Source organism: Entomomonas sp. E2T0 (genome assembly GCF_025985425.1).
In the GTDB taxonomy this organism is placed as follows: domain Bacteria; phylum Pseudomonadota; class Gammaproteobacteria; order Pseudomonadales; family Pseudomonadaceae; genus Entomomonas.
Window position 1 is genome coordinate 3,067,265 of the sequence record NZ_CP094972.1, and the last position, 12,062, is coordinate 3,079,326.

Consider the following 12,062-nt stretch of genomic DNA (forward strand, 5'->3'; position numbering starts at 1 on the left):
ATCGTTGTTACTAGTTATTATGTAACTCAATAATTGCCGTTTCTGCTTTCTTTTTCGCAAGCATTTTATCATTACGTTCTTCTTCAATATGATTTAAATACTCGGCATTTACATCACCTGTTACATAATGACCATCAAATACTGCACAATCAAAATCATGAACATCAGAACCTTCAAAACGTACAGCTTCTTTCAAATCTTCTAAATCTTGATAGATTAACCAATCTGTACCGATTAAATCAGCCACTTCTTCAGTAGTACGATTATGTGCAATTAACTCGTGTACGCTAGGCATATCAATACCATATACATTAGGATAGCGCACCGCAGGGGCTGCTGAACAAAAATAAACCTTCTTAGCACCTGCATCTCTTGCCATTTGAACAATTTGCTTACAAGTAGTACCACGTACAATGGAATCATCTACCAGTAATACATTCTTATCTTTAAACTCTAAATCGATAGCATTCAGCTTTTGTCTTACTGATTTCTTACGTTCCGCTTGGCCAGGCATAATGAAAGTCCGTCCAATATAACGGTTTTTCATAAAACCTTCTCTAAACTTAACCCCTAAATGATTAGCTAACTCTAAAGCAGAAGTTCTACTAGTATCTGGAATAGGAATAACCACATCAATATCATGATTTGGACGTTCCCTTAAAATTTTCTCCGCTAGCTTTTCACCCATTTTTAAACGAGATTTATAGACGGAAATGCCATCCATAATAGAATCAGGACGTGCTAAATAAACATACTCAAAAATACAAGGTGTAAACTTCTCAACCTCTACACATTGCTTAGTAAATAATTCACCATTTTCTGTAATATATAATGCTTCACCAGGTGCTAAGTCACGAATTAATGTAAAACCAGACACATCAAGTGCTACACTTTCAGAAGCCACCATATACTCAGTGCCTAAATCTGTCTGACGATGGCCATAAACAATAGGACGAATACCATGAGGGTCACGAAAAGCGACAATACCATGGCCTAAAATCATTGAAACTACAGCAAAACCGCCTCTACAACGGCGATATAATGCTGTTACTGCATCAAAAATATCATCGGGTGCCAAATGTAATTTTTTAGATTTAGCTAACTCATGCGCAAAAGCATTAAGTAGTACTTCAGAGTCAGACGTTGTATTTACATGACGTAAATCTGATGCATAAATATCTTTTGATAATTGCTCCACATTAGTTAAATTACCATTATGTGCTAAAGTAATACCATAAGGAGAATTTACATAAAAAGGCTGAGCTTCCGCTGAGCTAGAGGAACCCGCAGTAGGATAACGAACATGTCCTATACCATAGTTACCCACTAAGCGTTGCATATGTCTCGTGTGGAATACATCTCGAACTAGACCATTATCTTTACGTAAAAATAATTTATTATCTTTACAGGTTACAATGCCCGCTGCATCTTGACCACGGTGTTGTAAAACAATTAAAGCATCATATAGTGCTTGATTGACATTTGTTTTTCCTACAATACCTAAAATGCCACACATGAACTAAACCCTCACTACGCTACTCAGAAGATGATGATACAGGTAAATCTATATTTGGTTGAAGTGGTATATCAACTGGCTGCGGTACAGATTGCCAACCACCCAAAACAACATTTTTTGACCAATTAGCAGCAACCAAAAAAGGAGGTATTAATTCAGACTCTTTCCACCAATCAGACTCACTGGCTGGTGTATCCATTAATAAACCAACAAATATCACAATGGCTATACCACCCCTTGCCGCGCCAAAAAACATGCCAAGGAAACGATCTGTTCCTGAAAGCCCTGTTGCTTTAATCAGACGTGCTAATACAAAATTTACAATAGCTCCTACTATCAGGGTTAAAATAAATAAAATACCACAACTAATAACAACACGTATCCAAGGAATTTCTATACTAGGTGTAAGATAATTAGCAAAAGAACCGCCATATAACCAAGCAACGACTACCGCCATTATCCAAATAATCAGTGATAAAATTTCCTTAATAAAACCTCTCCATAAGCTAATCACTGTTGAAATAATGATGATGCCAATAATACACCAATCAATTTCATTAAATATCACTGTTGATCTCACTTCGTATAATCATTAAAAGCAGCTTAACTGCTGCTTTTAATATGATTTGCTTAGTCTTCACTATCAAAATATTTGATTTCAGCATTATCTTTCAAATATTGCCTATACTCTTCCCAAAGTTTATTTGCAGAATCATTATCTGCTAATGTTTGGTACTGTAATTTATCTCCATCAGATAAAGAACCTGTAAACTCATTTACTTTAGACAAGGCAATAACTGCATAGTTACCATTTTTTAGGGTAATACCATAAACGCTAGGTTTATCCCCTGTAGGTTTTGGCATTGCAAATAATGACTCTAATATTTCAGGTGAAAGTGATAACTTTTGAAACTCTTCTGCAGATAACTGCAAAGGTTGTTTAACAGATTTAAAGGCTTTCCAAGTATCATTAACCGCTATTTTTCCAGTTTTTACATCAGCAACTAATTGCTCACCTTCTGATGTTGCTTTTTCTTTCTGTAATGCTACTTTAATGTCTGGTGTCGCTTGTTCCAATGTCATATTAGAAGGCTGTAAATGCTCCTTAACATGAACAATAATAGAAGTATTAGGTGTTACTTCAATAATTCCACTATTTTCTTCATTCTTTAGTAAGCTCTCACTAAACGCTGCTTTGATTACTTTGTCATTACTGGTAATAACATCGTATCCCGTTTCACGTCCAAAAGGTTTGGTTTCTTTTAAGGTTAAATTAAAATCTTTAGCAACTTGCGCTAAGTTATCATAATTTTCATAAGCAGCTGAATCTAGCTTTCTTTGTTCTGCCAAATAAGCTTCATACGCCTTTTGTTGTTTTAGTTCGCTCGCCAACTGCTCACGCAAAGAGTCAAAACTAGGAATAGTGGCTTTTTGAATATCTGTTAGTTTAATAATATGCCAGCCAAAACGTGAACGAACAGGCTCAGAAATATCTCCCACTTTAGTAAGTGTAGTTAATACTGGCGCAAATGCTTCTGGATCAGGTAAATCATCTGTAGTGACAAAACCTAAATCACCACCTTTATCAGCTGTTCCTGTATCTTGTGATTCTTCTTTAGCAACAGTGGCAAAATCTTTACCCTGCTTTAATTCATTTTCAATAGTATCAATCTTAGTTTTTGCTTGCTCTGCTGATTGATTAGCAGTTATAGGAATTAATATATGAGCGATTCGATGTCTTACTGCTGTTTTATCTAATTCAACTACTTTCTTTGCATAAAGATCGCTTAACTCTTTATCAGATACAGTCGTTTGCTCAAGAAAATTATTTCTATCTAACTCAATATATTCTAAAACCACTTGCTCTGGTGTTTTTAATGTATTTTTATGATCTTCATACCATGTTGCAATTTCTTCATCAGAAATATTGGTTACTTTGTTTGCGTCTAATTCTTTATAAGAGAAATCTCTTGTTTGCTCTAATAATTTAGCTAGATATGAAGCTCTATCATTTGTAACAAAATTGGCATCAACTATGCCACTTTGTAATTGACTCAATAAATTGCGGTCTAATTGATCTCTCACAAACTGTTTGTCAGATCCATAACCATAATTTCTAATTTCTTGCTCAAAAAGACTATAATCAAACTGGCCATTAGTTTGATATAAGGGATTACTTTCAATTGCCTGCTTAATATAAGCTTCTGGTAAATAACTAAACCCTGCATTGGTAGCGGCTTGTACAAGAATACGATAATTGATTAAATTATCAGTTACTAATTTCTTTAACTCTTTAACCGCCTCTGGTGTACCATCAAACTGACCATTAGCACTTAAAATATAGCGCTGCTGCTGATAAGTATCATTAAATTCTGCTGTTGCTATACCCTCGCCATTAACAGAGGCTACCTCACCATCATTACTGACCGCCCTAAAAATAGCTTCAAAACCTGTTAATGCTAGTAAAAGTACAATAACACCAATGATTGTCTTGGCAATCCAACCTTGTGACTTATCTCTAATTTCTTGCAGCATGCCCCCTCCGAAAGTGGCCTAAGCTATTTAACTCATCAATGAATTAACAAAAAAAGGCGCATCTAAAACCAGAGTGCGCCTTTTAGATTTTCTGGAAATCAAAACTACTTATATTAAACTACAGCATCTTTTAAAGATTTACCTGCTTTAAAAGAAGGTACTTTAGAGGCTGCAATTTTAATAGGCTCTTTAGTTTTAGGATTACGTCCAGTACGAGCAGCACGCTCTTTTACACTAAATGTACCAAAACCAACTAATGCTACAGAATCACCAGTTTGTAAAGCTTCAGTAACAGATGCTAAAACTGCATCTAAGGCAACACCAGCTGCTGTTTTAGTAATACCTGCTTTTGTTGCCAAGGCATCTATTAATTCTGACTTATTCACACGCTATCCCTCTTAACTCAAGTTTGTTAAAAAAACAAAGCCATTATACCATATTCGTTAAATGCTTATAGTAGCAAACTTCAATGGGTACTTACATGCTTTGTATCTGCTTTATCATGCTTTTCATCTTTAGTTGTTACATTTCCATCCACAACGACTAAAGGCTCCGGCATATACTGTAAAGCAACTTGCAAAACCTCATCAATCCACTTAACAGGCTTAATTTGTAAGTCACTTAAAATGTTCTTTGGTATTTCCTTAAGATCCCGCATATTCTCCTGAGGTATAATGACAGTTTTAATTCCACCACGACGAGCAGCTAATAGTTTCTCTTTCAAACCACCAATAGCAAGTACTTCTCCTCGTAAGGTAATCTCTCCTGTCATTGCCACATCCGCTTTCACTGGAATAGCGGTTAATGCAGAAACCAAAGCCGTGCACATTCCTATTCCCGCACTAGGCCCATCTTTAGGCGTAGCACCTTCTGGAATATGGATATGAATATCTTTTTTCTCATAGAAATTACTAGGTAATCCTAATGTATTAGCTCTACTACGTACCACTGTTAAAGCAGCAGTAATCGACTCAAGCATTACATCACCTAAAGAGCCTGTTCGGATGGTTTGGCTCTTACCATCAACCACTACCGCCTCAATAGTTAATAATTCACCACCTACTTGCGTCCAAGCAAGCCCTGTTACTTGACCGATTTGATCTTGCTCTTCTGCTTTACCGTAACTATACTTACGTACACCAAGCAACTCTTCCAAATTGGTAGGTTTTACTTTAATCAAAGTAACCTTAGTCTTAGTAACATTCTTTTTAACAATTTTCCGACAAACTTTAGCGATTTGTCGCTCTAAATCACGAACACCAGCTTCTCTAGTATAATAACGAATAATATCACGAAGTGCAGACTCTAAAAAAGACACTTCTTTATCTTTTAAACCATTGGCTTCTAATTGCTTAGGCACTAAATAACGCTGCGCAATATTTACCTTTTCATCTTCGGTATAACCAGGTAAACGAATAATTTCCATCCTATCCAATAAAGCAGGTGGAATATTCATAGAGTTTGACGTACAAACAAACATTACATCAGATAAATCATAATCTACTTCAAGATAATGATCATTGAAGTTATGGTTTTGTTCTGGGTCTAATACCTCTAATAAAGCAGATGCTGGGTCACCGCGCATATCACTTGACATTTTATCTACTTCATCAAGTAAAAACAGTGGGTTTCTTACCCCTACTTTAGTCATTTTTTGAACAATACGTCCTGGCATTGAACCAATATAAGTACGACGATGGCCTCTAATCTCAGCCTCATCACGTACCCCACCTAATGCCATCCTTACAAACTGACGATTAGTCGCCCTAGCAATAGAACCTGCTAGTGAAGTTTTACCAACTCCCGGTGGGCCAACTAAACAAAGAATTGGACCTTTTAATTTCTTAACACGCTTTTGCACAGCTAAATATTCTAAAATACGTTCTTTAACTTCTTCTAAACCGTAGTGATCTTCTTCTAGAATTTGCTCGGCTTTAGGCAAATCTAATCTAACTTTACTTTTTGCTTTCCATGGCACATTAATTAATGCATCTAAATAAGAACGGACCACTGTTGCTTCAGCAGACATTGGAGACATCTGACGCAATTTATTTAATTCCACATGGGCTTTTTCTAAAGCTTCTTTAGACATCCCAGCTTTTTCAATACGTTGACTCAGCTCATCCAACTCATTAGTGCCATCTTCTGATGCTCCTAATTCTTTTTGGATAGCTTTCATTTGCTCGTTGAGGTAGTACTCTCTTTGACTACGCTCCATTTGTTTCTTTACACGAGCACGAATACGTTTTTCTAGCTGTAACAACTCCATTTCGGTATCAAGTTGTGATAGTACATGATCAACTCGATCAGCTAAATCTATAATCTCTAAAATTTCTTGCTTTTGTTCGATCTTCAAGGACATATGGACAGCAATAGTATCGACTAAGCGTCCAGTATCAGTAATATCATTTAATGAAGAAAGCACTTCAGAAGGTACTTTTTTACCTAACTGTACATAATGCTCAAATTGACTGATTAAAGTACGATTAAGCACCTCAACCTTTTCACCCTCAAGCACTTGCTCATCTATTAAGCTAATCGTTGCTTTACAATAATCACTTTTAAGATCAATAGACTCAACTTTAGCTCGCTTCTCACCTTCTACTAAAAGTTTAACGGTGCCATCTGGTAAGCGGAGCATTTGTAAGATAGTCGCATAGGTTCCTATCGTGTAAAGTTCCTTCTCTGAAGGTTCATCATCACTAGGATTCTTTTGTGCCAACAACAGAATTTTTCTATCCCCTTGCATGGCGATTTCTAATGCTTCAATAGACTTCTCTCTACCTACGAAAAGTGGAATTATCATATGAGGATAAACAACCACATCTCTTAAAGGTAATAGAGGCACGTCAGGTGTTATATTCATAGTCAACTCTGGCATGTAAAGGGAATAGGAATTAGTACGTGTAGCAGTATAACACTAATTTATTACATTAAACCCTATACTAAAAAATAATATAGGGCTTAGTATTATTGTGCATCAGATGCTGCTGTTTTTGGTTGTTCATCATTTGTATACATCAACAATGGTTTACCACCAGTAACTACACTGTCATCAATAATGACTTTACTGATATTTTGATGTGAAGGGATTTCATACATTGTATCTAATAAAATACCTTCTAATATAGAACGTAAGCCACGAGCACCTATTTTTCGCTCTAATGCTTTTTTAGCAATAGCTTTTAAAGCATCTTCACGAAACTCTAACTCAACGCCTTCCATTTCAAATAGCTTTTCATATTGCTTGGTTAAAGCATTTTTAGGCGCTATTAAAATCTCAACCAATGCTTCTTCATTAAGCTCTTCTAGCGTTGCAATAACAGGTAAACGTCCCACAAACTCAGGAATTAAACCATATTTAACTAAATCATCTGGTTCTACTTCACTCAGAGCTTGGCTTAATTTTTTCGATGTATCTTTACTACGAACATCTGCACTAAAACCAATACCACCAGGCTCTGAACGGCTTTGAATTACTTTTTCAAGGCCAGCAAAAGCACCACCACAGATAAATAAAATATTTTTAGTATCTACTTGTAGAAACTCTTGTTGTGGATGTTTACGCCCACCCTGAGGAGGAACAGACGCAACAGTACCTTCAATCAATTTTAGCAAAGCCTGTTGTACCCCCTCACCTGAAACATCACGGGTAATAGACGGATTATCAGATTTACGAGAAATCTTATCAATCTCATCAATATAGACAATACCCATTTGTGCCTTTTCTACATCATAATCACAACGCTGTAAAAGCTTTTGGATGATATTTTCAACATCTTCACCCACATAACCAGCTTCAGTTAGAGTAGTTGCATCCGCAATTGCAAAAGGTACATTTAATAAACGTGCTAATGTTTCAGCCAATAACGTCTTACCTGACCCTGTAGGACCAATTAATAAGATATTACTTTTACCTAATTCAATTTCATCATCTTTACGATCACGACGATTTAAACGTTTATAGTGATTATAAACAGCTACTGCTAAAATCTTTTTAGCACGCTCCTGACCAATGACATATTGATCTAAAATACCACTAATTTCTTTTGGTGATGGCAACTTCTGATCATCATTACCAGAAACTTGCTGATCCTGAATTTCTTCACGGATAATATCATCGCACAGACCGACACATTCATCACAAATAAAGACGTCTGGGCCTGCAATCAGCTTACGAACCTCATGCTGACTCTTACCACAAAAAGAACAGTAAAGTAACTTACCGTTGTTGTCACTATTATGAATATCAGTCATTCAATTAATCCAAATTACTTATACATTACACAGAATAAATGGGGCTAAATTTACTATTTTCAAGTCAATTAGTTAACTAATCTTAAATAGCCATACGACTTGTCAATACTTTATCAATTAACCCATATTCTACAGAGGCTTGTGCACTCATAAAATTATCTCTATCAGTATCACGCGCTATTATATCTAAAGGTTGCCCTGTATGCTTCGCTAATACTTCATTTAAGCGTTCTCTAATACTTAATATTTCACGAGCATGAATTTCAATATCAGATGCTTGTCCTTGAAACCCACCTAGTGGCTGATGAATCATTACTCGAGAGTGAGGTAAAGCATAACGCTTACCGGCTGCACCACCCGCTAATAATAAAGCCCCCATACTAGCAGCCTGACCAATACAGGTAGTAGACACATCTGGCTTGATAAACTGCATAACATCATAGATAGCCATGCCCGCTGTTACCACACCACCAGGAGAGTTAATATAAAGATGAATATCTTTATCTGGGTTTTCAGCCTCTAAAAATAATAGTTGAGCAACAATTAAGTTAGCCATGTAATCTTCAACTTGTCCTACTAAAAAAATAATTCTTTCTTTAAGTAGTCGTGAGTAAATATCATAAGCACGCTCGCCACGTGAGGATTGCTCAACAACCATTGGTACAAGACCACCAGCTGCTTCAATACTACTCATTTGTTGTAAAATGGATTTTGACACTTTACTCTTCCTCAATCTCTATTTTCAAAGGCGTAATAAGCCAGCATAAAGCTGGCTTACTATTTATTATTACTAAATATCTTTAGAATAAGCAATTAGACATCTAGATGCATTTCTTCATTAGGTCTAACAGCTTCCTGATAATCCATTGGTTTATCAGTTACTTTTGCTTGACCTAATAATAAATCAACTACTTGTTCTTCTAGTACAACAGAACGAATACCTTCTAAACCTTGTTTATCTTCGTTAAATTGTGCAATCACTTCTTTTGGATCTTCATATACTGAAGCAATATCCTCAATCATTGTATTTACACGCGCTTCATCTGCTTTAATTTCATTCTTCTCAATGATTTTTCTAATAATCATACCTAATAAAATACGATTCTTAGCTTTATCTTTAAAGCGATCAAACGGGAAATCTTGCGGGTTTAATTGCATACCATATTGCGCATTCATTTGATTAATGGACTGATCACGCAATGCTGAAGCTTCTCCATCAATCCAAACTCTTGGTAACTCTACATCATATTTTTTCAATAAAGCAGCAAATATTTGATTTTTCAATTTACCTTTAAGTGCTTGGCGTAATTCACGCTCCATATTTTTACGCACTTCTGCAGTAAATTTCTCAGCGTCACCTTCTGCCATACCATAACGCTTAAATAAAGCGTCATCTAATGGTGCTAACTCAATCTCTTCTACTTTAGAAACTTTAACAGTAAAGTCAACTTCTTTACCCTTTAAGTTTTCAGCATGGTAATCAGCAGGGAATGTTACCTTAAAAGTACGCTCTTCACCCTGTTTAACACCAACCAATGCATCTTCAAAGCCAGGTATCATTTGTTTTGAACCTAACACTAAAGCTTGCTCATTAGCTGTACCACCTTCAAATGGTTCGCCATCTAACTTGCCAACAAAATCAATAATGATGCGATCATCATTTTTTGCTTCACGATCAACTTCTTTAAAAGTAGAAGCTTGCTTTCTTAAAGCAGTAATCATTTCTTCTACATCTAAATCTGTTAACTCATGTACAGGACGAGTTACTTCAATATCAGAGTGATCAACAAGCTCAATTTCTGCTGGCGCTATATCAAAATCAACCACATATTTGAAATCTTTACCTTGTACAAAATCTTCTGGTTCAATAGCAGAAGGTTGTCCTGCTGGAGCAATATTTTGATCTTTTAATGCTTGCTCAAAATTTTCCCACATAATATCTTGTAGAATTGAGTCTCTATAACGCTTTTCAGTAGTTTTAGAAACTTTGCCAGGACGAAAACCATTCATTTTCGCATGACCAACTGCGTCTTTTAAACGTTTACCTACTTCTGATTGAATAAGATTACCAGGAATCTCAATAGTCATACGGCGAGCAATAGCAGAAGTGTTTTCAACAGAAACTTGCATGAATTTTCCTCGTAGCACATACAATGAAGAATGGGGATTCCGCCCCCTCTTAAATTAAAATGGAGTATTTTAGTGTGTTATTGACAATAAGTCATCCAAAAAGCTTATTAAAAACTATGACAAAATAAAAAATATTCATTTTTTCTTAAAAATATAAGTTTTATTTCACATAATTGTAACAATAACGCCATAACTCATAGTAATGAAAGCTATCATTCCCTATAATTTAATACCTTATAGTTAATTAACAATTATGGACTCTCTTTAAGACAATATTTTAATGCAAAAAATTTCTCTTTATCACTTGCGTTTTTTTGCCTATTTTTCACTAGCGATAACGGCCATTGTAGGCCAATATATTGGCTATTTTGAACGTCCTACTTTTATTGTTTTACTTTGTTTATCTATTATAACTCCTTGTATTGGTTATCTATCATCTTTAACAGATACTAAAAACCGTCAAGATCAGTTAGCCCTTATTCTATTAGATGCTGTTGTTGTTAGCCTAGTCGCTTTATTATTAGGCGAAAATAATATCATTACTTTATTATTTATTCTCACAATTATTTTTAATGCTTACTTAAATAGTAATGCTAGATATACGCTTGCAGCCATCTTTGTCCTATTTTGTTTTATTACCGTTTTTACCATTTTATTTGGACAGCCTTTAATTCCACAGCCTCCTACCAGCTTGATTATCGTCAATGTACTCTGTACAGGTTTTTATTTATTTGCTTGTGGCCGTTATATATACCAAGGTGAACAGGAAAAAATAAAACTAAAACAAATTATTGCTAGTAATGAAAAAGAACAACAAATTATTGCTCAAAAATTAAATAAATATATTTCACCTCAAGTCTGGGAATCTATTTTTGGTATAAAAAAATATGAGCGTATAGAAACTCAACGAAAAAAGCTTACTATTTTCTTCTCAGATATCAAAGATTTCACACAACTTTCTGAAGAGCTTGAATCCGAAGTTCTAACAGAAATGCTTAATCACTATTTAACTGAAATGTCTAATATTGCTCAAAGCTATAATGGCACAATCGATAAATTTGTGGGTGATAGCATTATGGTATTTTTTGGTGATACTAATAGTTTAGGTGCACAAAAAGATGCTATTGCTGCTACTTCTATGGCGTTAGCCATGCAAAACCATATGAAGCATGTCCGTAACTACTGGACCTCCCGAGGTATTACAAGTCATTTAGAAATACGTATTGGAATTAATACTGGCTTTTGTACAGTAGGTAACTTTGGTGCTAATACCCGTATGGATTATACGATTATTGGACGAGAAGTAAATTTAGCCAGCCGTTTGGAGAATGCTGCTCAACCTGGTGAAATTCTTATTTCTGAAGAAACTCATGCTTTAATTAAAGATGTTATTCTTTGTCGTGATAAAGGTGAAATAACCGTAAAAGGTTTCTCTAGACCTATTAGAATTTATGAAGTTGTTGGACTACGTAGCAAATTAAATAAAGAAAGCTGCTATATTGAACACGAAACCAAAGGTTTCTCTATCTATTTAGATAGCATTAATATTCAATCAGAGGATAAATTGAAAATTATTAATATATTGGAACAAGCTGCTAAAGAGTTAAAAAATACTAAACAATAA

The 12,062-nt window shown here is 35.2% G+C and carries 9 protein-coding genes; 1 reads left to right on the forward strand and 8 read right to left on the reverse strand.

The genetic code is table 11. The annotated features are described in order from the left end of the window. Window positions 1-10: 10 nt before the first annotated feature. From purF to tig, 8 genes are all read right to left on the reverse strand, one after another. On the reverse strand, window positions 11-1,516 hold the full coding sequence (gene purF, locus MTZ49_RS14545) for an amidophosphoribosyltransferase (RefSeq protein WP_264746175.1): 1,506 nt from the start codon (window positions 1,514-1,516) through the stop codon (window positions 11-13). Between the two features lie 19 nt (window positions 1,517-1,535). Beyond that, entirely contained in the window at window positions 1,536-2,084 is a 549-nt protein-coding gene (locus MTZ49_RS14550) for a CvpA family protein (protein ID WP_264746176.1), read from the reverse strand. Window positions 2,085-2,146: 62 nt separating this feature from the next. Then, entirely contained in the window at window positions 2,147-4,051 is a 1,905-nt protein-coding gene (locus tag MTZ49_RS14555) for a SurA N-terminal domain-containing protein (RefSeq protein ID WP_264746177.1), read from the reverse strand. 113 nt (window positions 4,052-4,164) lie between these two features. Further along, complete coding sequence (locus MTZ49_RS14560) at window positions 4,165-4,437, reverse strand: HU family DNA-binding protein (protein WP_201094861.1); 273 nt, start codon at window positions 4,435-4,437, stop codon at window positions 4,165-4,167. An 80-nt stretch (window positions 4,438-4,517) separates the two neighbouring features. Continuing rightward, window positions 4,518-6,917 (reverse strand): endopeptidase La, encoded by a 2,400-nt coding sequence (lon, locus tag MTZ49_RS14565; RefSeq protein ID WP_264746178.1) that lies wholly within the window; start codon window positions 6,915-6,917, stop codon window positions 4,518-4,520. Window positions 6,918-7,021: 104 nt separating this feature from the next. Beyond that, a complete protein-coding gene (gene clpX / locus MTZ49_RS14570; protein ID WP_264746179.1) occupies window positions 7,022-8,308 on the reverse strand; it encodes an ATP-dependent Clp protease ATP-binding subunit ClpX in 1,287 nt (428 codons plus the stop codon). A gap of 82 nt (window positions 8,309-8,390) precedes the next feature. Then, window positions 8,391-9,002, reverse strand: coding sequence for an ATP-dependent Clp endopeptidase proteolytic subunit ClpP (gene clpP / locus MTZ49_RS14575; RefSeq protein WP_264747896.1), 612 nt, complete (start codon window positions 9,000-9,002; stop codon window positions 8,391-8,393). Window positions 9,003-9,121: 119 nt separating this feature from the next. Next, the gene (gene tig / locus MTZ49_RS14580; protein WP_264746180.1) at window positions 9,122-10,438 is read right to left on the reverse strand and encodes a trigger factor; all 1,317 of its coding nucleotides are present in this window, start codon (window positions 10,436-10,438) and stop codon (window positions 9,122-9,124) included. Between the two features lie 280 nt (window positions 10,439-10,718). Here tig and MTZ49_RS14585 point away from each other — a divergent pair, with 280 nt between their 5' ends. Further along, window positions 10,719-12,062 carry an adenylate/guanylate cyclase domain-containing protein gene (locus MTZ49_RS14585; RefSeq protein WP_264746181.1) on the forward strand — a complete coding sequence of 448 codons (1,344 nt, stop codon included), beginning with the start codon at window positions 10,719-10,721 and terminating at the stop codon, window positions 12,060-12,062.

Bases quoted from the DNA above. Each gene is read 5' to 3' on its own strand.
- lon (WP_264746178.1), bottom strand. From the start codon at position 6,917: ATGAATATAACACCTGACGTGCCTCTATTACCTTTAAGAGATGTGGTT.
- clpP (WP_264747896.1), bottom strand. From the start codon at position 9,002: ATGAGTAGTATTGAAGCAGCTGGTGGTCTTGTACCAATGGTTGTTGAG.
- clpX (WP_264746179.1), bottom strand. From the start codon at position 8,308: ATGACTGATATTCATAATAGTGACAACAACGGTAAGTTACTTTACTGT.
- tig (WP_264746180.1), bottom strand. From the start codon at position 10,438: ATGCAAGTTTCTGTTGAAAACACTTCTGCTATTGCTCGCCGTATGACT.
- MTZ49_RS14555 (WP_264746177.1), bottom strand. From the start codon at position 4,051: ATGCTGCAAGAAATTAGAGATAAGTCACAAGGTTGGATTGCCAAGACA.
- purF (WP_264746175.1), bottom strand. From the start codon at position 1,516: ATGTGTGGCATTTTAGGTATTGTAGGAAAAACAAATGTCAATCAAGCA.
- MTZ49_RS14585 (WP_264746181.1), top strand. From the start codon at position 10,719: ATGCAAAAAATTTCTCTTTATCACTTGCGTTTTTTTGCCTATTTTTCA.